Source organism: Hamadaea tsunoensis DSM 44101 (assembly GCF_000428945.1).
GTDB classification, from domain to species: Bacteria; Actinomycetota; Actinomycetes; order Mycobacteriales; family Micromonosporaceae; genus Hamadaea; species Hamadaea tsunoensis.
Map to the genome: position 1 here is coordinate 488,590 of NZ_AUAX01000003.1, position 22,995 is coordinate 511,584.

22 protein-coding genes, 1 tRNA gene and 1 pseudogene are annotated in these 22,995 nt (G+C 70.6%); 15 read left to right on the forward strand and 9 right to left on the reverse strand.

The genetic code is table 11. The annotated features are described in order from the left end of the window. The first annotated feature begins 18 nt into the window (after positions 1-18). From G401_RS0107215 to G401_RS0107250, 8 genes are all read left to right on the forward strand, one after another. A complete protein-coding gene (locus G401_RS0107215) occupies positions 19-906 on the forward strand; it encodes a metallophosphoesterase (RefSeq protein WP_027341970.1) in 888 nt (295 codons plus the stop codon). Between the two features lie 81 nt (positions 907-987). After that, positions 988-1,064 (forward strand) — tRNA-Pro (locus G401_RS0107220). Positions 1,065-1,219: 155 nt separating this feature from the next. Beyond that, positions 1,220-1,591 carry a hypothetical protein gene (locus G401_RS0107225; protein WP_027341971.1) on the forward strand — a complete coding sequence of 124 codons (372 nt, stop codon included), beginning with the start codon at positions 1,220-1,222 and terminating at the stop codon, positions 1,589-1,591. A 151-nt stretch (positions 1,592-1,742) separates the two neighbouring features. Beyond that, positions 1,743-2,138, forward strand: a complete 396-nt coding sequence (locus tag G401_RS0107230) for a YbaB/EbfC family nucleoid-associated protein (protein ID WP_027341972.1) — start codon at positions 1,743-1,745, stop codon at positions 2,136-2,138. Continuing rightward, the gene (locus G401_RS44090; protein ID WP_034590901.1) at positions 2,135-2,467 is read left to right on the forward strand and encodes a type VII secretion target; all 333 of its coding nucleotides are present in this window, start codon (positions 2,135-2,137) and stop codon (positions 2,465-2,467) included. Before G401_RS0107230 ends, G401_RS44090 begins: the two co-directional genes overlap by 4 nt. Then, positions 2,464-3,276, forward strand: coding sequence for a WXG100-like domain-containing protein (locus G401_RS0107240; protein WP_157545402.1), 813 nt, complete (start codon positions 2,464-2,466; stop codon positions 3,274-3,276). The genes G401_RS44090 and G401_RS0107240 overlap by 4 nt, the downstream gene beginning before the upstream one ends. A 12-nt stretch (positions 3,277-3,288) precedes the next feature. After that, positions 3,289-3,762, forward strand: a complete 474-nt coding sequence (locus tag G401_RS0107245) for a PH domain-containing protein (protein WP_027341974.1) — start codon at positions 3,289-3,291, stop codon at positions 3,760-3,762. A 91-nt stretch (positions 3,763-3,853) separates the two neighbouring features. Further along, on the forward strand, positions 3,854-4,522 hold the full coding sequence (locus G401_RS0107250; RefSeq protein ID WP_245601639.1) for a DUF3159 domain-containing protein: 669 nt from the start codon (positions 3,854-3,856) through the stop codon (positions 4,520-4,522). A gap of 375 nt (positions 4,523-4,897) precedes the next feature. Here G401_RS0107250 and G401_RS0107255 read toward each other — a convergent pair whose 3' ends face one another. Then, a complete protein-coding gene (locus tag G401_RS0107255) occupies positions 4,898-5,683 on the reverse strand; it encodes a bestrophin-like domain (protein WP_027341976.1) in 786 nt (261 codons plus the stop codon). Between the two features lie 76 nt (positions 5,684-5,759). On the opposite strand from G401_RS0107255, the gene G401_RS0107260 reads away from it, so the two are divergent. After that, positions 5,760-6,932 (forward strand): DUF6923 family protein, encoded by a 1,173-nt coding sequence (locus G401_RS0107260; protein WP_027341977.1) that lies wholly within the window; start codon positions 5,760-5,762, stop codon positions 6,930-6,932. On the opposite strand, the gene G401_RS0107265 is transcribed toward G401_RS0107260, so the two are convergent. Both G401_RS0107265 and G401_RS44095 read right to left on the reverse strand, forming a co-directional pair. Further along, the gene (locus tag G401_RS0107265) at positions 6,933-8,351 is read right to left on the reverse strand and encodes a sensor domain-containing diguanylate cyclase (protein WP_245601640.1); all 1,419 of its coding nucleotides are present in this window, start codon (positions 8,349-8,351) and stop codon (positions 6,933-6,935) included. It lies immediately after the preceding gene. Positions 8,352-8,476: 125 nt separating this feature from the next. Beyond that, positions 8,477-9,244 (reverse strand): hypothetical protein, encoded by a 768-nt coding sequence (locus tag G401_RS44095; RefSeq protein WP_051366306.1) that lies wholly within the window; start codon positions 9,242-9,244, stop codon positions 8,477-8,479. A gap of 256 nt (positions 9,245-9,500) precedes the next feature. Between G401_RS44095 and G401_RS0107275 the strand changes: the two genes are divergently transcribed. Both G401_RS0107275 and G401_RS0107280 read left to right on the forward strand, forming a co-directional pair. Then, positions 9,501-10,766 (forward strand): aspartate kinase, encoded by a 1,266-nt coding sequence (locus G401_RS0107275; protein ID WP_027341979.1) that lies wholly within the window; start codon positions 9,501-9,503, stop codon positions 10,764-10,766. 3 nt (positions 10,767-10,769) lie between these two features. Further along, the gene (locus G401_RS0107280) at positions 10,770-11,831 is read left to right on the forward strand and encodes an aspartate-semialdehyde dehydrogenase (RefSeq protein ID WP_027341980.1); all 1,062 of its coding nucleotides are present in this window, start codon (positions 10,770-10,772) and stop codon (positions 11,829-11,831) included. A 51-nt stretch (positions 11,832-11,882) separates the two neighbouring features. On the opposite strand, the gene G401_RS0107285 is transcribed toward G401_RS0107280, so the two are convergent. Next, positions 11,883-13,148, reverse strand: a complete 1,266-nt coding sequence (locus tag G401_RS0107285) for an MFS transporter (RefSeq protein WP_027341981.1) — start codon at positions 13,146-13,148, stop codon at positions 11,883-11,885. Positions 13,149-13,603: 455 nt separating this feature from the next. Between G401_RS0107285 and leuA the strand changes: the two genes are divergently transcribed. After that, entirely contained in the window at positions 13,604-15,247 is a 1,644-nt protein-coding gene (gene leuA, locus G401_RS0107290) for a 2-isopropylmalate synthase (protein ID WP_051366329.1), read from the forward strand. Positions 15,248-15,372: 125 nt separating this feature from the next. On the opposite strand, the gene G401_RS0107295 is transcribed toward leuA, so the two are convergent. After that, a complete protein-coding gene (locus tag G401_RS0107295; RefSeq protein ID WP_027341983.1) occupies positions 15,373-16,812 on the reverse strand; it encodes an MFS transporter in 1,440 nt (479 codons plus the stop codon). Between the two features lie 118 nt (positions 16,813-16,930). Between G401_RS0107295 and G401_RS0107300 the strand changes: the two genes are divergently transcribed. The 3 genes and pseudogenes from G401_RS0107300 (at position 16,931) to G401_RS44100 (ending at position 18,934) form a co-directional block, all read left to right on the forward strand. Continuing rightward, positions 16,931-17,593: an HNH endonuclease family protein gene (locus tag G401_RS0107300; RefSeq protein WP_027341984.1), complete on the forward strand. Its 663-nt coding sequence runs from the start codon at positions 16,931-16,933 to the stop codon at positions 17,591-17,593. A gap of 34 nt (positions 17,594-17,627) precedes the next feature. Continuing rightward, positions 17,628-17,858, forward strand: a pseudogene (locus G401_RS0107305) (hypothetical protein); the annotation flags it as partial. Between the two features lie 107 nt (positions 17,859-17,965). Then, positions 17,966-18,934, forward strand: coding sequence for a hypothetical protein (locus G401_RS44100; RefSeq protein ID WP_157545404.1), 969 nt, complete (start codon positions 17,966-17,968; stop codon positions 18,932-18,934). Positions 18,935-18,937: 3 nt separating this feature from the next. Here G401_RS44100 and G401_RS44105 read toward each other — a convergent pair whose 3' ends face one another. Genes G401_RS44105 through G401_RS0107330 form a run of 4 tightly spaced genes read right to left on the reverse strand, consistent with a single transcriptional unit; the run spans position 18,938 to position 22,966 of the window. Further along, positions 18,938-19,930 (reverse strand): ABC transporter ATP-binding protein, encoded by a 993-nt coding sequence (locus G401_RS44105; RefSeq protein ID WP_034590902.1) that lies wholly within the window; start codon positions 19,928-19,930, stop codon positions 18,938-18,940. Then, complete coding sequence (locus G401_RS44110; RefSeq protein ID WP_034590903.1) at positions 19,927-20,916, reverse strand: ABC transporter ATP-binding protein; 990 nt, start codon at positions 20,914-20,916, stop codon at positions 19,927-19,929. Before G401_RS44110 ends, G401_RS44105 begins: the two co-directional genes overlap by 4 nt. A 2-nt stretch (positions 20,917-20,918) precedes the next feature. Then, positions 20,919-21,965, reverse strand: coding sequence for an ABC transporter permease (locus G401_RS0107325; RefSeq protein WP_407636831.1), 1,047 nt, complete (start codon positions 21,963-21,965; stop codon positions 20,919-20,921). Further along, complete coding sequence (locus G401_RS0107330) at positions 21,962-22,966, reverse strand: ABC transporter permease (protein WP_027341987.1); 1,005 nt, start codon at positions 22,964-22,966, stop codon at positions 21,962-21,964. The genes G401_RS0107325 and G401_RS0107330 overlap by 4 nt, the downstream gene beginning before the upstream one ends. Positions 22,967-22,995: the final 29 nt, after the last annotated feature.

Consider the following 22,995-nt stretch of genomic DNA (forward strand, 5'->3'; position numbering starts at 1 on the left):
CAAACTACGCTGTCCGTCATGGGTCCGCTCGCAAAAATCGCCGCAGGCACCGTCGTCATCGGGGCAGCCACCTTCGCGTACGCCTCCGTGATCGAGCGCAACATGTTCACTCTGCGCCGGTTCGACGTGCCGGTGCTCGAACCCGAGGCCGAACCGCTGCGGATCCTGCACCTGTCGGACCTGCACATGACCGCCGGCCAGCGGCGCAAGCAGCGCTGGGTCGAACAGCTGGCCGGGCTGGATCCCGATCTCGTGATCGTCACCGGCGACAACATGGCCGACCCGCACGTCCTGCCGGCGCTGACGCGCGCGTTCGAGCCGCTGCTGGCGTACCCGGGGGCGTTCGTGTTCGGCTCCAACGACTACTCCGGCCCGGTCTGGAAGAGCCCGTTCAGCTACTTCGCCCGCGACGAGGACGACGAGTACCGCCACGGGGCCGAGCTGCCCTACGAGGACCTGCGGGAGATCCTCACCGACGCCGGCTGGGCCGACCTGAACAACGCGAGCGCCACGCTCAAGGCGGGCGGACGGGAGATCTCCCTCGTCGGCGTCGACGACCCGCACATCGGCCGCGACGCGTACCCCGGTTTCGAGCCCCTGGCCGGTGCGGCGGTACGCCTCGGCGTCAGCCACTCCCCCGAACCGCGTGTGATCGACCGGTTCGTGGCGGACGGCTGCGACCTGGTCCTCGCCGGGCACACCCATGGCGGCCAGGTACGCGTACCCCTGGTAGGTGCACTGGTGACGAACTGCGGCCTGGACCGGTCGATGGCGCGGGGCCTGCACCGGTGGCCCGAGACGCAGTCGTTCCTGCACGTCAGCGCGGGTCTCGGTACCCACCCGACCGCACCGGTACGCTTCGCCTGCCGCCCCGAGGCATCGATCCTCACCTTGATCCCACGCTGAGCCCGGGGGCCGCCCGCGGCGCGGCGGGGATACCCGGTTTTGCGGCTCGGGTCGCGTCGGCTAGTATTTCCGAGTTGCCATCGGGGTATGGCGCAGCTTGGTAGCGCGCTTCGTTCGGGACGAAGAGGCCATCGGTTCAAATCCGGTTACCCCGACCACGTCAGGGCCACCCATCGGGTGGCCCTGAGTCGTTTCAGCAGGACTTTTCCCGCCCGGCCGCCCGCCTGGCGACATTCCGGCCTGATTCCGGCCTGACAGCCGCCCCTCCGGTGATCTAGGGTCACGCCAATTTCTCTTCTCCCTCGGAGTCGTCATGGAATCGGACAGCCCTGTCCTCTTCTTCATCTATGTCGCGATCCTCGGCCTGACCGGCCTGGCGTTCATCGCGCTCGGCGTCGTGGCGCTGGTCGCCGCGGTCAGGGAGCGCAAGGGCGGCAAGGCCGTCCTGATGGCGGTGCTGGCCATCGGCTTCCTCGGCTTCGGCGCCGCCGGGTACGCGGGCTACCTGGTCTGGGAGTACCTGACCAAGGAGTACTTCGAGTACACGCTGTACTGGAAGGTCATGATCATCCCCGTGGTGGTGCTCATCGCCGGGATCAGCGCGCTGCGCGACCACCTGCGCAAGAAGAAGGCGGCCGCCGCGGAGCGGGCGAAGCAGCCGGTCAGCCCGGTCCAGCCGGGCTGAATCCCTGCTCAACGCCGGTTTTCAGGGGTCCGGGCCTTGTGGACGGACCCTGATGAAGTTATCCACAAGCGACGACGCAAGCATTGCAGGGCCGCCCGCGGCTGCGTACGGTACGCCCGTGTCCTGAGCTACTCGCGCATATGGGGGCAGCGTGTTTTTTCAAGATCTTGACGACGCCGAATCGTTCGTCGACGACTGGGCCGCCCGGGCCGCGGAGCGGGCGCAGCAGGCCCAAGACATGGCGACCCGCCTGCAGGATCTGTCGGTCAAGGCGACGAGCCGCGACGGCAACGTGACCGTCTCGGTCGACAACGCCGGCGTTCCGACCGACATCCGGCTGGACCCCGAGGTCGAGCGGTGGCCGGCGCAGCGGATCGCCGAAGCCGTTCTGGCCACCATGCGTGCCGCCCAGGCCCAGCTGCGCAAGCAGGTCAGGGAGGTCGCCGCGGAGACGATCGGCGCCGACAGCGAGGCCGGCCGCCACGTGCTGGCCAGCTACGACCGATTCTCGGCCGAGGACCCGGAGAACGGGGGTAACGCCCGATGAGCCACATCCAAGTCAAGGCTTCCGAGCTCACCACGCATTCGTCGCATGTGGACCAGACCGCCGATCAGGTCGCCCGCATCCGCGACGGCGCCCAGACGGTGACGATGGGCGCGAACGCGTACGGGCATCTGCTCACGTTCGCGCTCGGCTGGTTCAAGGACATGGAGCAGGAGCTCACCGACAAGTACAGCGAGATGGTCACCAGCCTGCACGGCGACGGCACCAACCTGCGCACGGCGTCGAGCGGCTACACCTCGAGCGACGACCACGCGAAGACGAAGACGCAGAGCGTCGCCAACCAGCACCCAGGAATCGAGCTGCCGCTATGAGCCAACCACCCGTCATGGGACCGGCGCCCATCGTCGCGCCGCGCGTCGACAGCACCCGCTGGTACACCAGCTCGACGCTCCTGCAGGAGATGCACGACATCGGCGAGGGTGTCGCCAACCGCAACTGGGTCGAGGCCGGGGTCGGCGCCTTCGGCATGGCCGCCGACGTCGCCGGTGCGGTCATCGACCCCATCGGTACGCTGGTCAGCTGGGGCGCGGGCTGGCTGATCGAGCACATCAAGCCGCTGTCCGACATGCTCGACTGGGTTTCCGGCGATCCCGACCAGGTCGCCGCGTACGCGCAGACGTGGCGGAACGTGGCCACGAACACCGACGGGAACAACGAGGTCTACAAGGGTTACGTCGACGGGGACCTCAAGTCCTGGGCGGACCCGACCGGCGACATGTACCGCAGCCTGGCGGCGTCCCGCTACGAGGCCATGCATGAGATGGCCGCGAGTGCCGAGGTGCTCGCGAAGATCACCGACGCACTCGCGACCGTGGTGGGCATCGTGCGCGCCGGCATCAAGTGGCTGATCTCGTTCATCCTCGGCAAGATCGTCAGCTGGCTCGCCGAGGAGGCCGCCAGCCTGGGCCTCGCCACGCCGCTCGTGGTCGCTCAGGCGATCTCCGGGGTGGCCAAGGTCGTCTCCAAGGCGACCAAGCTGATCAAGGACCTGATGGCCAGCATGAAGAAGCTCAAGGAGGCCATCGAGGCCTACAAGTGGCTGGTCAAGACCATCAAGATCGCCAAGCCCGCCCTGGGTGTGGGCAGCGGCCTCTACAACTACAAGCCCTACGCCGACTAGAGTCTGATGGCCATGGACGAGCGTTCGTATCACAACCCCGGCCGGCGCGTCTTCCTCTGCCTCGGTTTCCTCCTCCTGGCCGTCATTCTCGGCGGCGGTGCGGCCTTCGCGACGGGTGGCGGGCGGATCGCGCTCGCCGTCCTGGCCGTGCTCGTCGTTCTGCTCGCCCTGCGTACGCTGTTCCTGCGGATCGTCGCCACGCCGGCGGGACTGCGGGTGCACGGGGCGCTGGGCAACCGCACCATCCCGTGGAACGAGATCCAGCGCATCGAACTGGGCCGGGAATCGGTCAACTCGATGAACCCGCTGATGATCTTCACGAATCAGTGGGTCCCGTTCGCGTACCTGGTCGGCGGGCAGAAGCTGAAGCTCTCCGCGGTCACCTCGTACACGTTGCGGGAGGCGACGCGCGACACGACGGCGGCCGCCCGGATCGCCGCCGAACTCGATCAGATCCGCGTGCACGCACAAGTGCCGGCGCACTGACGAGCGACTGCTTCCCGTGCCCGTCCGCCCCGACCCGGGGTGGGCGGGCACTACGCTGTCCCGTGCCGAAGCCTAGGCTAACCTCACTTCTGTGAGCGAGACTCCGCTGAGCGAGAACGCCGTGACCGAGCCCGCAGAACGGCCGGAGAACCTGCACGACCTGCTCGGCGGCCGGCGTACGGCGGTCGACGCGACGGTCGGGCCGCTGGCGTACGTGGCGGGCTACCTGGCCGGCGGGCAGTCCATCCTGCTCGGCTCGGCGACCGCGCTCGTGGCCACCGTCGCGATGGGCGTCTACCGCTGGCGCAAGGGCGGCCGGCTCACCGCCGTCCTGCTCGGCGCCCTCGGCGTCGGAGTGGCGGCCGCGATCGCCCTCTACACCGGCCGCGGGTCCGACTTCTTCCTCGCCCGCATCGCCGTCAACGTGGCCAGCGCCCTGGCCTGGGCGGTCAGCATCGTCGCCCGGTGGCCCCTGCTCGGCGTCGTCGTCGGGGCCGCGCTCGGCCAGAAGACGAAATGGCGGCGCGATCCGGACCTGATGCGCGCGTACCAGCGGGCGAGTTGGGTGTGGGCGGGGATCTACGTGGCGCGGGTCGCCGTGTGGACGCCGTTGTGGGCCGCGAACTGGACGGCGCTGCTCGGGATCGCGCAGGCGGGGATGAGCTGGCCGCTGGTCGCGGCAGCGCTCGCAGTGAGCTGGTGGATCATCCGCAAAACCCTCCCCGAGAACCACCCAGGTCTCCGACACCCCCGTGCTTGAAGATCAAATTCAAGATGGATCCTTAGGTCAAGATCCTTTTGTCCCGGGTTCGTCGATCTCACTTCCGCTCCTCGCGCGGGAGACCGTTCCGCCCCTATCGCTGCGCTCCGGGGACTCCACTGCCAGCACAGTGGGGCGAAGCATCGTTCACCGTCGCCTCCTCACCGTTTCGATCAAGAAACAGCGGCCGTGGTTCAGATGGCGGAAGATCCTTCCCAGCCTCCAGCCGTTCGCCACCCTTGATCATGTCGCGCGTATATGTCGAAATGCGGTCGTCGCAACATATACGCGCTACACGATCAAGGCCAGGTGACCGGAGAGCCCAAGATTCGGGTGAATTCCCTGATCCAAACGGGATCTTATGGAGATCGCGAATTATCCGGTGAGTTGGGCGAAGCGGGCCAGGGCGAAGCGGAACGCGTCCGGCTCCAGCCGCTCCCCTCGCGCGAACGGATATTCGAGCTGGTAGACCGCGTACAGGAGCAGGACGACCATCACCGTCAGGCCGACCGTGAAGATGATCTGCGGGACCAGCCCCGCGATGTCGAACAGGTACGCGAACGCGATCGTCAGCATTCCGCCGCCGACCAGCAGGAACCACATGACGACGGGCAGCCCGCGCACGGCGACCCCGGCCCGGGATTCGCGGGCGGCCGCGACGGCGTCCACATTCGCCAGTGCCGCCTGGTACGCGTCCACGGCCGCATCGCTCGCGTCCGCTCCGGGCGCCGTCCGCGTGACCGCCTGGCGCAGCCTGTCCAGCGTGCTCCAGCCGGTCAGCGGCACGGTTTCGTGCCGGGCCATCCGCGGCCACTCGTCGTTGATCACCTCGACCGTGTAGTCGTGGGCGAGCGCCTGGATCTGGGAACGCTCCGGCTCCGGTTGCGTCTGCGCGTACGCGTACGTGCTCACCAGCGCGGTCGCTTCGGTGAAGGAGTCGTCCCGGGCGGAGGACATCTGGTCCCAGACCGAGATGACGACGAAGGCGAGCACGATCGCGTACAGGACGCCGACGACCGCGAAGACCATGCCGATCGCGTCGACGTAACCGTCGTGCCGTTCCCGTAACGGATCCGTGTACTTCTGCACGACCAGCACGATCACCACGGCGATCGCCGAGGTCACGAGGGCCAGGAGGATGCCGCCGAGGATCAGTCCCACGTAGAACGCAACGCCCGCCGTAACAGTCTGTTACGGCGGACGTTGTCCCGGTATGCGGGTGTTTCGGGCTGCGCTCGTGGTCACGCTCGTCCTGTCCCCCGCGGTCGCGCTCGCCGCCTGGGCCGCGCCGGCCGGTTCGCCCTGCGTCGTGGTCACCTTCCGTTCCCAACCCCCCATGATGTACGCCGAATCAGCCGCTCGGAGGCTGTCGACCGAGGTCAACGGGGTGGGCCGGTTCGGCGACGCCTTCTATGGCGTGACCCCCACCGGAGCGGCCGTACGCATCACCGCCGACGGCTCGATGACCACGGTCGGGACGGCGCCGGGCGACGCGTACACGGGGACCGTGCACGACGGGGTCTGGTACCTGCTGTCCGGCCGGCGGATCCTGGCCTACGGGCTGCCCGCCGTGACGGCCCGGCCGATCGTCCGGCTGCGCTCGTCGATCACGATCGGCGACTGGGAATGGTCCGACCGGTACGCCGCTCTCGTCGCCCTCTCGACCGGTGGACCGTCCGCGAGCCTGGTCGCCGTCACCCCGTCCGACGGCCGGGTGCGTACGCTCGCCCGGGTCCGGGGCCTTCCGCCGGGCGGGATCTACGGCGGGGTCTGGATCGACGGCGACGTCCTGTACGCCATCCACAGTGGAGGCTCCACGTACGCGGTGGACCTGGCGGCGCCCACGACGGCGCGACGGGTGGCGACCGGCCCGGCCATGGCCTCGGTGGACGTCGCGGGCTGCCCGGCCGCACCGCAGACCAGCCCGTCCCCCAGCTCGTCTGCGAGCCCGTCGGTCAGCCCGTCGCCGAGCCTTTCGTCCAGCCCCAGCCCGTCGGCGTCGCCCAGCCGTGTGGTGACGCCCAGCCCTTCGAGATCGCCGGGCCCTTCGAAATCGTCCGGACCTTCGCCGTCGACCGGGCATCCGGTGTCTCCGAGTCCGCCGGTGAGCCCCGCCGCCGGCCGCCCGGCGGCGTCGCGGAGCCCGGTTCCCGCGCGGATCGTCCGGCCGGCGCCGCACGCGAATCCGCCGGTACCGGCACCGATCGTCGCGCCGCCCGTGATCACCCTGCCGCCCGCGATCGCGCCGGCCCCGCCGCGCAACCAGGTCGCGCCCTGGAATCCGGTCGCCGTCCATCACGAGCAGCGCGCCGAGCAACGGGAGCGGTCCCGGAAGCGGGTCGCCATCGCGGCGGCCGCGTTGACGATGGCCGGAGTCCTGGCCCGGGTCGGGCGTACGCGGGTCCGCTGATCAGGGTGCGAGCTGGACGCCGTCGCGGCCGCGCCGCTTGACGTCGTAGAGCGCCTGGTCGGCCCGCAGGAGTGCCTCCTCGGGAGTCTCGCCCTCGGCCTGGACGGCGACGCCGACCGAGATCGTGCGGCCGGTCTGCCGGGCCGCCTCGGCGAGCCGCTCGGCGACCGCGACCGCCTCGCCCGCGCTCGGCACCTCGACGACCGCCACGAACTCGTCGCCGCCCACGCGGTACAGCTCGTCGCCCTGGCGCAGGGTTCGTTCCAGCGCCCGCGCCAGGTCGACCAGCGCCCGGTCACCGGCCGCGTGCCCGTAGGTGTCGTTGATGGACTTGAACCGGTCGACGTCGATCGCGAGCAGCGTCGTGCGACCCGGGGTCGCCGACAGCAGGCGCTCGCCGAACGGCCCGTGGTGGCGCAGGCCCGTCAGCGGATCCGAGCTCGCCCGCTTGCGCATCCGGTCCAGCGAGCGCAGCCGGTCGAGGCAGGTCCAGGCCTGCGTACCGAGGAGGGCCAGCAGGGATGCCCGATGGGAGTCGGGGTGCGCGGTCACGTCGTCGAACGCCACCAGCACCCCGCCGCGGGCGCCCGGGCCGATCGGGGCCGCGATCATCGTGCGTACGCCGGCCTTGGTGAGCGTCTCGAAGCCGCGCGAATCGAGTTCGTCGGGGTCGCCGAGGGTGAACGACGCGCCGTGGCGGCGGGCCCGGTCGAGCAGTACGCCCAGCGCGGTCGGGCCGATGTCGGCCAGCCGCTGGACGAGCTGGCGGTCGCGCGGGCTGGGCGAGCTGCTCTGCAGCATCACGCCGTGCGGCACGGCCGGCGAGGCCGGGTCGAAGGCGTCGGCGACCGAGGTCAGCACGACGCAGGAGGACAGGCTGGAGATGTCGCGGCCGGCGTCGGCGCAGCGGGCGTAGACCTCGGCGTCGCTCGCGGCGGCCGACAGCGCGACGGTGTGCCGCAGCAACTTCTCCGCCTCGGTCTCCTCCGGGGGACCGCCCAGCTCCTCGATGCGCGCGCCGAGGCGTACGCCGATCTCCTCGAGCTGCTCCTGCCAGCCGTCGAGGCCGAGCACGGAGGTCCATTCGAGGTTGAGCGCGCCGAGCGGGTGGCCGGTCCGGTCGAGCACCGGTACGCAGATCTCCGCGACGACGTCGGGCCCGAGCCGGATGAACGCCGGTTCCGCCGCGACGTCGGTCAGCACCGCCGTGCGCCCCGTCTCGTAGACCCGCCCGACGACGCCCCGGCCGAGCGGCACGGACGCGAAGACCTGCCACGATCCCGTCGCGGCGACGCAGCGCAGGTGGTCGTGGACGTGCAGGAGCACGGCGATCAGGGCGTCGCTGTGCTGGGCGAGCGCGTCGACCACCGACCGGCAGGCGTCCACGGCGCTCCGCGCGGAACGCAGACGGTCGGTCACATCATCAACGATGTGCGGAGGGGTCAGCACAGTCCTTGGTCTTCGGTCGGGATCGCAGGTCGGATCCAAGGCCGCCCACGATACCCAGCAAGTCTGAGCGTACGACCATGATCAACAGTGATCGTTCACGCATGTGTGGCGGGCGTCACGCTCGGCTTCCCGCTCGGCGTACCCGAGGCGGACGGGGACGGCGACGGCGACGGGGAGGCGTTCGGCAGCGGCTGGCCCGGGCTCACCGCGCCCGGCAACGTGATCGACGGCGGTGCCGGAGTCGGGTTGCCCACGAGGATCAGGCTGCCCGCCTTCGTACGCGCGCCGGTCAGCATCCCGCCCGGCCCGTAGCAGTAGATCCCCGCGTCGACCGGGGACGACACCGAGACCGCCGAGCTGTCGACCGCGAAGCACGTTCCGGCCACGCCGGGCAGCGCCTGCGCGATCGAGACGGACAGCGCCGCCTGCCGGTCCATGAACACGTCCAGCCAGTCGGTGAACAGGTGCTGCAGGTGCGGGTCGTACGCCGAGGCGATCCGGGTCAGGCGTACGCAGCCGGCGGCGGGCAGGGCGCACTGGTAGAGCACGCCGCCGACGCGTAACAGGGCGACGTCGACGGTCCCGCCGAGCGCCTGCCGGGTCAGGTCGAGCCGCCAGTCCCCGTTGGCCGTGGACATCGCGGTCACGTTCCGGTCGGGCTTCCCCGCGACCTTCAGCGTGTACGCGGCCACGACGTGCAGATCCTTCGCCCCGGCGGCCATGGCGGCCAGCTGCGTACGCGGATCTCCCGGTGCCGGCGAGGCCGTGTCCTCGGGAATCGGGGCCGGCAGCTGGTCACTGCAGGCGGTGAGGGCGAAACAGACCGCCGCGGCGGCCAGGAGGGTCCAGGGTGCCCGGCGCATGGCGGCATTCTCGCCCGGCGTACACCCAAACGGATGGAAGCCTTGCGGCGCGTCGCGGGCGTGACCGAAGGCGTGCCCGGTGCCTCAGCGAGCGTTCAGGAGATCTTCTACCGATGGTCAGATGATGGGAACGGACTGTGTTGGCCCACCCCTGCTGCCGGTATCCTCACAGGTGCTCCGGGCGCTCCGCCGCCCGGCGACGGGCGTGGCGCGGGCAGTGCGCGGCACGCGCGCGATCGAGAGGAGACCCGCACCCGTGGCCTTGGTGGTGCAGAAGTACGGCGGTTCGTCGGTGGCCAACGCCGAGCGGATCAAGCGGGTCGCCGAGCGGATCGTGGCGGCGCGCAAGGGCGGCGACGAGGTCGTCGTGGTCGTGTCGGCGATGGGCGACACGACGGACGAACTCATCGACCTGGCCCACCAGGTGAGCCCGCTGCCGCCGGGGCGCGAGTTCGACATGCTGCTCACGGCCGGTGAGCGCATCTCGATGGCGCTGCTGGCGATGGCGATCCACAACCTCGGCTACGAGGCCCGGTCCTTCACCGGCTCGCAGGCCGGTGTCATCACGACGTCGGCGCACGGCAAGGCGCGGATCATCGACGTCACGCCGGGCCGGCTGCGCGGCGCGCTCGACGAGGGCGCGATCGCGATCGTGGCCGGTTTCCAGGGCATCTCGCAGGACACCAAGGACATCACCACGCTGGGCCGGGGCGGTTCCGACACGACGGCCGTAGCGTTGGCCGCGGCGCTCGACGCCGACGTCTGCGAGATCTACACCGATGTCGACGGCGTGTTCACGGCCGATCCCCGGATCGTGCCCAACGCCCGGCACATCGAGCAGATCACCTACGAGGAGATGCTGGAACTGTGCGCGTGCGGCGCCAAGGTGCTGCACCTGCGTTCGGTGGAGTACGCGCGCCGGTCGGCGCTGCCGATCCACGTGCGCTCCTCGTACTCGGACAAGACCGGAACCCTCGTCACCGGATCGATGGAGGCTCTTTCCATGGAACAGGCACTGATCACCGGTGTCGCGCACGACCGCTCCGAAGCGAAGATCACGATCGTCGGCGTACCCGACACGCCCGGCGAGGCCGCGCGGATCTTCGAGACGGTCGCGGGGGCCGAGACGAACATCGACATGATCGTGCAGAACGTCTCCACCGAGGGCACCGGGCGCACGGACATCTCCTTCACGCTGCCGAAGGACGACGGCGCGGCGGCGATGGCCGCGCTCTCCAAGATCCAGGAGTCGGTCGGCTTCAAGGGCCTGCTCTTCGACGACCACGTCGGCAAGGTCTCGCTGGTCGGCGCGGGCATGCGCTCGCACCCCGGCGTCGCGGCGCGGTTCTTCGCCGCCCTGGGCGAGGCCGGCGTCAACATCGAGATGATCTCCACCTCGGAGATCCGCGTCTCGGTCGTCTGCCGCGACAGCGATCTCAACAAGGCCGTCAAGGCCGTGCACGACGCCTTCGACCTCGGCGGCGACACCGAGGCCGTCGTCTACGCGGGAACGGGGCGATAGCGCATGGCCGAGCTGCCCACCCTGGCCGTCGTCGGTGCCACCGGCGCCGTCGGCACGGTCATGCTGGACATCCTGTCCAGCCGCAAGAACGTCTGGGGCGAGATCCGCCTCATCGCCTCGCCCCGCTCGGCCGGCCGCAAGTTGACCGTACGCGGTGAGCAGGTCGAGGTCGTCGCGCTGAGCGAGGACGCCTTCGACGGCGTCGACGTGGCCATGTTCGACGTGCCGGACGAGGTCTCGGCCAAGTGGGCGCCGATCGCGGCGTCCTGCGGCGTGGTCGCGGTCGACAACTCCGGCGCGTTCCGGATGGATCCCGACGTCCCGCTCGTCGTACCGGAGATCAATCCGGAGCAGACTCGCAACCGGCCGAAGGGGATCATCGCCAACGCCAACTGCACCACCCTCGCGATGATCGTGGCGATCGCGCCGCTGCACCGCGAGTACGGGCTGCGGGAGCTGGTGCTCGCCTCCTACCAGGCGGTCTCCGGCGCCGGCCAGATCGGCGTGGACACCCTGCACGACCAGCTCGCCAAGGTGGCCGGCGACCGGACGCTCGGCTCGCGTACGGGAAACGTCCGGCACGCGGTCGGCGACGACCTGGGCCCGTTCCCGGCGCCGCTGGCGCTCAACGTCGTCCCGTGGGCGGGTTCACTCAAGGAGGCCGGCTGGTCCTCCGAGGAACTCAAGATGCGCAACGAGTCCCGCAAGATCCTCGGCCTGCCGGACCTGAAGGTCAGCGCCACCTGCGTACGCGTACCGGTCGCCACCGGTCACTCGGTCGCCGTGCACGCGGTCTTCGGATCCGAGGTGGACGCCGACGGGGCCCGTGAGGTGCTCAACGGCGCCCCCGGCGTGATCGTCGTCGACGACCCGGCCAACGGCGAGTTCCCGATGCCGATCGACGCCGTCGGCACCGACCCGTCCTGGGTCGGCCGCATCCGGCGCTCGATGGACGACCCGCGGTCGCTCGACTTCTTCGTCACCGGCGACAACCTGCGCAAGGGTGCCGCCCTCAACACGGCGCAGATCGCCGAGCTGCTCGCAAGCGAGCTGACCCGCCGCTGACGGCCGGACGGCCCGGACGCTGACGGCCGGGCCGCCGACGAGCCTGGAAGATCAGGCGCTCGCGGCGGCCTCGGCCAGCACCGGCACGGGCGCCCCGTTCCGGGGCGTCCGGCCGACCCAGTCGACGACCGGGCGTACGGCGAGGGTCGCGACGACGAAGATCACCGCGATCACCCACCAGCCCCAGCCGCCGGTCTGGATGGCCAGGAACGTGAGCGCGGCCGGGCCGACCATCCGCCCGATGCCACCGATCGACCGGGACGCTCCGACGTAGGCACCCCGCTGGTCAGCGGGCGGCAGTTCCGTCTGCATGTACCACTGCGCCGCCGAGGACCACAGCTCGGTGGCGGTCGTCAGCACCACGCCGAGCGCGAGGACGGCCACGGTCGCCCAGCCGTGCGTACGCCCGCTGAGCGCGAGGACCGGACAGGCGACGGCCGCCGCGATCCCGCCCCAGCGCAGGAGGCGTACCGAGCCGGGCAGGGAGTCGGCGCCCCGGGTCGCGGGGACCTGGAGCAGTACCGCCAGGACGGTGTTGAGCGCGAAGAGCGCGCCGAGCACGGGTTTGGGCACGTCGGTCTTGGTGATCGCCCAGAGCGGCAGGATCTCCATGAAGATCGTGCTGTGCAGCCAGATCAGCATGAACACCAGCGCGAGCGCGGAGAACGGGTGGTCCCGCAGCACTCCCCACGGGCTGGTCCGCCGCTGCGTACGCGGTCCGGCGTGCACCTCCGGCATCCGTGACACGACGAGGGCGTTGACGACCAGCCCGACGGCGTTGACGGCGACCAGCGCGATCAGTCCGGCCGTGGAGTTCAGGGCCAGCGCGGCGGCTCCGAGCCCGGCGCCGATCGTGAAGCCGACGTTGAGGTACGCCCGCATGAAGGCCATCGAGCGTACGCGGATCTCGGTCGGCAGCGCGGCCGCCGTGTAGACGGTCCGGCCGCCGTTGGCCAGCACGTCGGCGAGGGAGCCGACGACCACCAGGGCGAGGAAGGTCCAGAACCCGCGGGCGAAGGGGTAGAGAGCGAAGCAGGCAGCCTCGGCCAGCGCGCCGAGGACCCAGGCGCGTTTGCCGCCGATCCTGTCCGCGACGTGCCCGAGCGGCAACGATGCGACGAGGCCCGCGAAGCCGACGACGGAGAAGCCGACGCCGATCTGCACCGGGGAGAGCCCGACCACGTGGGTGAAGAAGACGACGCTGCCGGTCTGGAAGGTGCCGCCGCCCGTCGCGATCACGGCCGACTGGAAGGCCAGCCGGCGCGAGATGCCCGGCGGCGGAAGGATCTTGTCGAACAACCCCGTGGTGCTCCCCATGAGGGAAGATCCAACCGGACTTCACGGGCCGTTCACAACCAGGTAACACGCCTGACGATCCCGGGATGTGGGAGGCCGCCGCCGGTCCCGTGATCGCCCGGTAACGTGGCCAGGGTCATGTGGCACGCATTCCTTCTCCTTCGCTGCCGCGACGAGGCCTGAGACCGGCAACTCGTCGCGGTGATCGCGGCGTGCCCATTGCGTCCGGCCGGTCAGGCTCAGGACTTTCCACGGTGACCCAGCCCTGATTTCCGCAGTCGATCTACTGCGCGCTGGATCGCGATCTGTGAAGAAGCCCACACGCGGCCTCGGCGCTGTCGCCGCCGCACCTGATCTTCCGGGAGAATCGGAACATGTCGGACGCAATCCGCACTCAGTCCAGCGCTTCTGTCCAGGCCGGCAACGACGCCGCCGCCGAGCAGGGCGACGCGATCGCACGACAGCGCGCCAGCGCGATGCCGTTCCAGCGCTATCAGCCGTTCCATCAGCAGATCGCGATCGACCTGCCGGACCGGCAGTGGCCGACCCGCCGCATCGAGCAGGCTCCCCGCTGGTGCGCGGTCGACCTGCGCGACGGCAACCAGGCCCTGATCGACCCGATGTCCCCCGAGCGCAAGCGCCGCATGTTCGAGCTGCTGGTACGCATGGGCTACAAGGAGATCGAGGTCGGCTTCCCGGCCGCCAGCCAGACGGACTTCGACTTCGTCCGCCAGCTGATCGAGCAGGACCTGATCCCCGAGGACGTCACGATCCAGGTGCTGACCCAGTGCCGGGAGCACCTGATCGACCGCACCTTCGAGTCCCTGCGCGGCGCGAAGCGGGCGATCGTGCACTTCTACAACTCGACCTCGGTCGTGCAGCGGCGCGTCGTGTTCGGCCTGGACCGGGCCGGCATCACGGCGATCGCGGTGGACGGCGCCCGGATGTGCCAGAAGTACGCGGAGATCCACACGCCCGACACCGAGATCTTCTACGAGTACTCACCGGAGTCGTACACGGGTACCGAGATGGACTACGCGCTGGAGATCTGCTCCGCCGTGATCGAGGCCGTCGACCCGTCGCCGGACCGGCCGCTGATCATCAACCTGCCGGCCACCGTTGAGATGATCACCCCCAACGTGTACGCCGACTCGATCGAGTGGATGAACCGGAGGCTGCCCCGCCGCGACAGTGTCGTGCTGAGCGTGCACCCGCACAACGACCGGGGTACCGGGGTGGCCGCCGCCGAGCTGGCCGTGCTGGCCGGGGCCGATCGCGTCGAGGGCTGCCTGTTCGGCAACGGCGAGCGTACGGGCAACGTGGATCTGGTGACGCTGGGCCTGAACCTGTTCAGCCAGGGCATCGACCCGCAGATCGACTTCCGCGGCATCGACGAGATCAAGCGGACCGTGGAGTACTGCAACCAGCTGCCCGTCCACGAGCGCCACCCGTACGCCGGGGACCTGGTCTACACGGCGTTCTCCGGTTCGCACCAGGACGCGATCAAGAAGGGCCTGGAGGCGCAGGAGAAGGCGGGCGGCTTCTGGGAGGTCCCGTACCTGCCGATCGACCCGAAGGACCTGGGCCGCAGCTACGAGGCCGTGATCCGGGTGAACTCGCAGAGCGGCAAGGGCGGCGTCGCGTACATCATGAAGGCCGAGCACCAGCTCGACCTGCCGCGCCGGATGCAGATCGAGTTCTCCGGCGTGGTGCAGCGCAAGACCGACGACGCGGGCGGCGAGGTCGGCCCGGGCCGGATGTGGGAGCTGTTCGAGCAGGAGTACCTGGCCGAGCGCCGGGTGGCCGTCCGCTCGTACGCCGTCTCCACCGTGGACGGCAAGGTCGAGATCATCGCCGAGGCGACCGTCGACGGCACCGAGGTACGCCTGGAGGGCGTCGGCAACGGCCCGATCGACGCGTTCACGTACGCCCTGCGCGACAGCGGGTTCGACGTGCGGGTCCTCGACTACGCCGAGCACGCCCTGACGGCGGGCGACGACGCGCAGGCGGCCGCCTACGTGGAGTGCGAGGTCGACGGCGAGGTCCGCTGGGGCGTCGGCATCGACGGCAACATCCTCACCGCGTCGCTGAAGGCGGTCGCGAGCGCCGTCAACCGCTGACCCGGCCTCCCATTCACCCGCCCAAGATCCCGCTTGGATCAGGGAAATCACCCGAATCATGGCCCAAGATTCGGGTGGTAACCGTGATCCAAGCGGGATCTTGGGGGTGGGACCCCGGCGGCCGGTCAGGAAGGGCGGCGGGGGCGGACGAAGGCGCCGATCACCGCGCCGGCGAGCAGCGCCCCCGCACACCACAGCAGCGCCGCGTGATACCCGCGGTTGAACGCGGTCGGGTTCGCGTACGCGGCCCCGGCCAGGCCCACCAGCAGCGGCAGGGCGGCGATCGCGAGCAGTGACGCCGCCCGGGCCGCCGCGTTGTTGGTGCCGCTGGCCACTCCGGCGTACGCGTCCGGCACGACGGCCAGCACGGTCGCGGTCAGCGGCGCGACGAAGGCGACCATGCCCAGCCCGAACAGGATCGCCCCGGGCAGGACGTCCAGCCAGTAGTTCGTCTCGGGGCCGACCGCGAGCAGGGCCAGCGTACCGGCGGCACACAGGACGGGGCCGGCGACGAGTTGCAGTCGGGGACCCCGGCGGGCGGCCATCGCGGCGCTGCGGGGCGAACCGACCAGCATGATCAGGGTCATCGGAAGCGTGGCCACGCCCGCCGCCAGCGCGGAGAACCCGGCGACCGTCTGGAGCTGGATCGCGACGAAGAACAGCAGCCCGCCCAGGGCCGCGTACACGGCGATGGTGTAGGCGGTGAGCAGCGCGAACGTCTGGTCGCGGAAGAGCACGGGCGGCAGCATCGCGACGATGCGGGGCCGGCCCTCACGGTCGGCGATCCCGACGCCCGGCAGGCCGCGGCGGCGCTCGACCGACACGAACGCGATGAGGCCGACGACCCCGGCGACCAGCCCGGCCCAGACGGCGAAGGACGCGAACCCCAGCTCGGGCGCGGCCGTCAGCCCGTACGCGAGCCCGCCCAGCCCGATCGCGCAGAGCACCGCCCCGGCGATGTCGAAGCGGGTGTGCCGGGCCTCCGGATTGAGGCTCTCGGGCAGGAACCGGCTGCCGATCAGCACCACGACGGCCGCCAGCGGGACGTTCAGCAGGAAGATCGCGCGCCAGGACCAGGCGTCGATGAGCCAGCCGCCGAGGAACGGACCCGCGGCGGTGGCCACGCCGGACAGGCCCGACCAGATGGCGATCACGCGGGAGCGCTCGTTCGGCACGAAGGAGACCTGCAGCAGCGCGAGAGATCCGGGCAGCAGCAGGGCCGCGCCGGCGCCCTGGGCGACGCGGGCGGCGATCAGCAGGCCGATCGTGGGGGCGAGCGCGCAGCAGATCGAGGCGACGGTGAAGACGGCGACGCCCGACAGGAAGGTACGCCGCCGGCCGCGTTTGTCCCCGACAGCCCCGCCGAGCAGCACGAACGCCGCCAGCACGAGGGTGTACGCGTTCACGGTCCACTGGAGACCGGACAGCTCCGCGTGCAGGTCCTCGCCGAGCCGGGGCAGGGCGACGTTGACGATCGTGGAGTCGAGGAAGGCCATGCCGGAGGCGAGCACCGTGACGCCGAGGGTCGCACGGCCGGCCGTGGTGCTCAGGCGTAGCTCGGTCACGCCTCACATCTTCGCGGGCGCCCGCACGTTTATGGTTGTCCCCCGCTGGCAAAACATCCGACGCGCCGTGTCTTTGTGGACGTTGGGCTCAGCGGCCCGGACAGGAGAGACTCTCACCGTGCGTACCCCCGTTCGCCTGATCGGCACCCTCGCCGCGCTCCTCGTGTTCGCGGCCGGCTGCAACGACGGCACCCTCACCCCCTCGACCGCAGACGCTTCGTCCTCACCGGGCAAGCTCAAGCCACCGGCGGCGGCCGGCGACGCGACCGCCGCGCTCGCCGCGCTGACCATCGCCGACCAGCACCCGATGACCGGCTACAGCCGGGACCGGTTCCCGCACTGGCGGTCGGCCGGCAAGGGCTGCGACGTCCGCGACGTCATCCTCAAGCGCGACGGCACCGACGTGAAGCTGTCCGGCTGCAACGTCACCGGCGGCAGCTGGAAGAGCTGGTACGACGAGAAGACGTACACGGCACTGTCCCAGGTGGACATCGATCACATGGTCCCGCTGGCCAACGCCTGGCGGGCCGGCGCCGACAAGTGGGACGACCAGAAGCGCGGCGACTTCGCCAACGACCAGACCCGCCCGCAGCTGTTCGCGGTTTCGGCCTCGGCCAACCGGTCGAAGGGCGACCAGGACCCGTCGACCTGGAAGCCGCCGGCGAAGAGCGCCTGGTGCCAGTACGCGCAGGACTGGATCACCGTGAAGACGTACTGGAAGCTGTCTGTCACGGCGGCCGAGAAGGACGCCCTGACCGACATGCTCGGCACGTGTGCATAAGGAGAACGGCGGCATGAGCGACGAACTGGTGACCGACATCGTGCCCGGACCGGGCGGCGTGATGACCGACGAGGTCGGCGTCGTGACGGGCGAGCTGACGCTGCGGTCGGCGATGGAGGGGACGACGGCGCGCACGAGCGTCCAGTACCGCCAGGCCGACGAGTGGTACGCGGTCACCGGTGCGGCCGTCGAGCTGAAGGATCCGGCCGATCTGGCCGCCGTCCATCAGCTCGCCGTCGGCCTGCTGAACCGCCCAGAAGGGTGATCAAAGGCGTATTGGTGCTGTTACAACAACGCCAGTACGCCTTTGATAACCAATCGTTATCCACAAGTACTACCTGCTGACGGGTGCGGTTCGGCAGGCTGGCCGCCATGCCGAGGCGTCGGGCCGAACCTGACCTGAGCGCGTTGCTGGCGACCCAGTTCGGGTTGATCCGACGCGATCAGGCCCTCGGTGTGCCCGCCGACACTCCCCCGGCCGCCCCCGGCCTCACCGAAGGAGCCCTGCGCTGGCGGCTGGAGAAGGGCCTCTGGCAGACCGTCCTGCCGTCGGTCTACGCCGCCCAGAGCGGTCCGCTCAGCGGCGATCAGCGCGCCTTCGCGGCGTACCTCTATGCGGGGGCGGCGGCCCAGCTGACCGGTCCGGCCGCGCTACGGCTGCACGGACTGCGGCACGCGCCCGCCGACGACCGGGTGCACGTGCTCATCCCCGACCACCGGCGGCTGTCGACGGCCCAGTTCGCGGCGGTGTCGCGTACGCACCGGCTCGACGAGCGGGCCAGCCGGGTCAAGGGCATGGCGGTCGTGTCGCCGGCCCGGGCGGTCGCCGACACGCTGCGCCTGGTCGGGCCGGACGCGCGCCCGGTGCTCACCGAGTCGGTCCAGCGCGGCCTGGCCACCCTCGACCAGCTGGAACGGGAGCTGTCGGAGGGGCCGAAGCGGGGCAGCCACCTGCTGCGTACCGCCCTGGCCGATCTGCACCAGGGCGTCCGGGCGGCCCCGCGGACGCTGCTGCGCGACCTGTGCCGGACGGCCCCGGCGCTGCCCGAGGTGGCCTGGCAGCCGGCCCTCACCGGCCCGGACGGCGAACCGCTGCCGACCCCGGACGGCTGGATCGCCGACACCGCGATCGCCCTGGACCTCGTCGAGGCCGGTGACACCCCGGACGACTGGGCCGGCCGGCTGCGCCGCCATCACCGGTTCCAGGAGTACGGCGTACTCGTGCTGACGTTCACGGCCAACGAGATCCGGATCGACCCCGGCGCGGTGCTCGGCACGATCGTGCGCGCCTACCTGGAACGGGCCCGGGCGGGCGTACGCCACGGCGTCCGGACGGCTTGAGGGTCATTCGAGTTCCTCCGCGAAATGGCACGCGACGGTGTGCCCGGCGGCGAGCGTACGCAGTTCCGGCCGCTCCTGCGCGCAGCGTTCCCGGGCCCACGGGCAGCGGGTCCGGAAGCGGCAACCCGACGGAGGATTCGCCGGCGAGGGCAGGTCACCGGTGAGCAGGATGCGTTCGCGGCGGTCCTCGACATCGGGATCCGGCACCGGCACCGCCGACAGCAGCGCCCGCGTGTACGGGTGCAGCGGCCGCGTGTACAGCTCGGCCGACGGCGCCTGCTCGACGAGCGCCCCGAGGTACATGACCCCGACGGTGTCGCAGATGTGGCGGACGACGGCGAGGTCGTGCGCGATCACGAGATAGGTCAGGCCCCGGTCGGCCTGCAGCGTCGCGAGCAGGTTGAGCACCTGGGCCTGGATCGAGACGTCCAGGGCCGAGACCGGCTCGTCGGCGACGATCAGGTCCGGGCTCAGCACCAGCGCGCGGGCGATGCCGATGCGCTGCCGCTGCCCGCCGGAGAACTCGTGCGGATAGCGGGACAGCGCCCACCGGGGCAGGCCGACCGCGTCGAGCGTCTCGCCGACCAGGGCCCGCCGGGCCGCCCGGTCCGCACCGATACCGTGCGTGGCCAGGCCCTCCGTCAGGATCGACTCGATGTTCTGCCGCGGGTCCAGGGAGGACAGCGGGTCCTGGAAGATCATCTGAAGCCGGCGGCGCATCGTCCGCATCGCGTTCGAGCCCAGCGCGGTCAGGTCCACACCGTCGAAGACCGCCGTGCCGCCGGTCGGCTCGACCAGGCGCAGCAGTGCCCGCCCGAGCGTCGTCTTCCCGCAGCCCGACTCGCCCACCAGCCCGTACGTGCTGCCGCGCGGGATGCTCAGGCTGACGCCGTCGACCGCCTTCACGTGGCCGACCACCCGGTCGACCAACACGCCGCGCAGGATCGGGAAGTGCACCTGGAGATCCTTGAGCTCGACCAGCGTCTCCGCGGTCACCGGACCTCCTCCAGGTCGACGCCGACGCCCGGGTTCACGCAGCGGAAGCTGTGCGGGTCGCCGGTGATCTCGGGCGGCCCGGCCAGGCACTCCTCCACCGCCCGGTCGCACCGCGGCGCGAATGCGCAACCCTGCGACCAGGGCAGGACGTCGCGTACCGAGCCGCGGATCGGGGTCAGCCGGGCTCCCTGCCCGGCATCGAGGCGCGGGATCGAATTCAGCAGGCCGATCGTGTAGGGATGCACCGGCTCCGCGAACAGCGGCCGCCGCGCCGCGCTCTCCACGACGCGCCCGGCGTAGAGCACGTTCACGCGGTCGCAGAGGCCCGCGACCACGCCCAGGTCGTGGGTGATCATGATCATCGCGGTGCCGTCCTCGCGTACCAGTTCCTTGAGCAGTTCGAGGATCTGCGCCTGGATGGTCACGTCCAGCGCCGTCGTCGGCTCGTCCGCGATCAGCAGCCGCGGCCGGCAGGCCACCGCCATCGCGATCAGCGCGCGCTGGCGCATCCCGCCCGAGAGCTGGTGCGGGTACTCCTTGAGCCGCCGGTTCGGGTCCGGGATGCCCACGCGGTCGAGCAGTTGCGCCGCGCGTCGCTGGGCCTCCGCCTTGCTCACGCCCCGATGACGCACCAGAACCTCGGCCACCTGTACGCCGATCGGCACGACCGGATTCAGCGACGACAGCGGATCCTGGAAGATCATCGCGATCTCGCGGCCACGGATGTCGCGCAGCGTACGCGTGTCCGCCCGCAGCAGGTCGAGTCCGTCGAACAGGGCGCGGCCGTCCACGCGTACCCGCCGGGTGTTCTGCTTGGGGAGCAGTCCGATGAGGGCGAGCGAGGTCACGGACTTGCCGCAGCCGGATTCGCCGACGAGACCGGTGACCTCGCCGGCGTCGACGGTGAACGAGACGCCGTCCACCGCGCGGACCTCGCGGTCGCCGCGGAACGTGACCCCCAGGTCCTCGACTTCGAGCAGCGCCATGGTCACCTTCTCAGCTTGGGGTCGAGTGCCTCGCGCAACGCCTCGCCGAGGAGGGTGAAGCCGAAGGCGGTGATGATGATGCCGACGGCCGGGTAGATCGTCAGGCGCGGCGCTACCTCCAGGCGGGTGAGCGCGTCGGTGAGCATGACGCCCCACTCCGGCACCGCGGGATCGGGGTTGCCGAGCCCGAGGAACGACAGCGCGGCGGCCTCGATGATGGCCGTGGCGAGCGTCAGCGTGGCCTGCACCAGGACCGGGCCGAGCGAGTTCGGCAGGACGTGGACCAGAGCGATGCGCCACCGCCGTACGCCGAGCGCCGTCGCGGCGGTCACGTACTCGGAGTTGGCCTGGGCCAGCATCGAACCGCGCAGCAGCCGGGCGAAGACCGGGACCGAGATGACGCCGATCGCGATCATGACCGTCGTCAGGCTGGGCCCGAGCAGCGCGGCGATGCTGACCGCGAGCAGCAGGCTGGGCATGGCCAGGAGCATGTCGATCACGCGCATGACGACGTTGTCGATCCGCCGCCCCGCCCGGCCCCCCAGCCCGTACGCCGAACCGGCCAGCCCGCCGAGCAGGCAGCCGACGATCAGACCCAGAGCCGTCGCGACCACGCCGACCAGCAGCGTCTGCCGGGCGCCGACGATGACCCGGCTGAACTCGTCGCGGCCGTTGTGATCGAGGCCGAACCAGTGCTGGGCACTCGGTCCGGGAATGATGTTCTGCCCCTCCTTGACCTGGTCGGCCCAGGCCGTCGAGGTCGGGTCGTACGGCACGAAGAGCGGGCCGATCAGCGCCACCAGCACGAAGAGCAGCAGGACGACCGTGCCGGCGACGGCGGCCGGGTTGCGCCGCAGCCGGCGGAACGCCTCGGCCCAGAGGCTGCGGCCCTTCTCCTCGGCGTGCACGGCGGCGAGTTCGGCCAGCCGGTCGAGGCGCTGCCTGCGCGCCTTCGGGGTCAGCCCGGCCAGGCTCGCCGTCGGCGTCTGGCTGTCGGGCTCGGCCGGTCGAGGTTCGGGCGCCGGGAGCATCGGGGTGAGATCGGTCATCGCACACGCACCCGTGGATCGATCAACCCGTACGAGATGTCGACGAGCAGGTTGACCGTCACGTAGATCACCGCGACGAACATGATGAAGCCCATCAGCACCGGATAGTCCCGCCGGTCGATCGACTCGGCGATGAACTGGCCGATCCCGGTGAACGAGTAGACCGTCTCGGTGAGCACCGCACCCGACAGCAGACCGCCGGTGAGCAGGCCGATCGTGGTCACGATCGGCAGGAGCGCGTTGCGCAGCACGTGCCGGCGGCGTACCACGCGTTCGGTCAGGCCCTTGGCCTCGGCCGTGCGGACGTAGTCCTCGCCGAGCACCTCCAGGACGCTGGCCCTGGTCATCCGGATGATGATCGCCAGCGGGATCGTGGCCAGCGTGAACGCCGGCAGCACCAGGTGCTTCAGCGCGTCGGCGGCCGCGTCCCACTCGCCGGTGAGCATCCCGTCGAGCACGTAGAAGTTGGTGACCCGGGTGGCGTCGATCGTCACGTCCTGCCGGCCGGCCGCCGGGAACCAGCCCAGCTTCACGGCGAAGACCTCCTTCACCAGGTACGCCAGCACGAAGATCGGTACGCAGATGCCGAGCAGCGAGCCGGCGACCGAACCGTGGTCCACGATGGACCCCCGTCTGCGGGCGGCGAGATAGCCGAGCGGTATGCCCAGACCGATCGCGATGATCAGGGCGGAGACGGTCAGCTCCACCGTCCCGGGAAACCGTTCGGCGAACTCGGTGACGACCGGGCGGTGCGTACTGATCGAGGTGCCCAGGTTCCCGGTGATCATCCGGCGCATGAACCGGAAGTACTGGATCCAGAGCGGCTCGTCGAGACCGAGGTCGTGGCGCAGCTTGGCGCGGGTCTCATCGGTCCCCCGCTCGCCGAGGATGGCCGTCTCCGGACCGCCCGGCAGCCGGTGCAGCCAGATGAAGAGGATGACGGACAGGCCGAGCAGCGTCGGGATCAACTGCAGCAGCCTGCGTACGATGTATCGGAGCAAATCGATCCCCCATACGACGGTGGCCAGCC

Excerpts from the sequence above, each read along its gene's own strand:
- G401_RS0107215 (WP_027341970.1), top strand. The coding sequence starts at position 19 with ATGGGTCCGCTCGCAAAAATCGCCGCAGGCACCGTCGTCATCGGGGCA.
- G401_RS0107225 (WP_027341971.1), top strand. The coding sequence starts at position 1,220 with ATGGAATCGGACAGCCCTGTCCTCTTCTTCATCTATGTCGCGATCCTC.
- G401_RS44090 (WP_034590901.1), top strand. The coding sequence starts at position 2,135 with ATGAGCCACATCCAAGTCAAGGCTTCCGAGCTCACCACGCATTCGTCG.
- G401_RS0107240 (WP_157545402.1), top strand. The coding sequence starts at position 2,464 with ATGAGCCAACCACCCGTCATGGGACCGGCGCCCATCGTCGCGCCGCGC.
- G401_RS0107245 (WP_027341974.1), top strand. The coding sequence starts at position 3,289 with ATGGACGAGCGTTCGTATCACAACCCCGGCCGGCGCGTCTTCCTCTGC.
- G401_RS44095 (WP_051366306.1), bottom strand. The coding sequence starts at position 9,244 with ATGCGCCGGGCACCCTGGACCCTCCTGGCCGCCGCGGCGGTCTGTTTC.
- G401_RS0107280 (WP_027341980.1), top strand. The coding sequence starts at position 10,770 with ATGGCCGAGCTGCCCACCCTGGCCGTCGTCGGTGCCACCGGCGCCGTC.
- G401_RS0107285 (WP_027341981.1), bottom strand. The coding sequence starts at position 13,148 with ATGGGGAGCACCACGGGGTTGTTCGACAAGATCCTTCCGCCGCCGGGC.
- leuA (WP_051366329.1), top strand. The coding sequence starts at position 13,604 with ATGCCGTTCCAGCGCTATCAGCCGTTCCATCAGCAGATCGCGATCGAC.
- G401_RS44100 (WP_157545404.1), top strand. The coding sequence starts at position 17,966 with ATGCCGAGGCGTCGGGCCGAACCTGACCTGAGCGCGTTGCTGGCGACC.
- G401_RS44110 (WP_034590903.1), bottom strand. The coding sequence starts at position 20,916 with ATGGCGCTGCTCGAAGTCGAGGACCTGGGGGTCACGTTCCGCGGCGAC.
- G401_RS0107325 (WP_407636831.1), bottom strand. The coding sequence starts at position 21,965 with ATGACCGATCTCACCCCGATGCTCCCGGCGCCCGAACCTCGACCGGCC.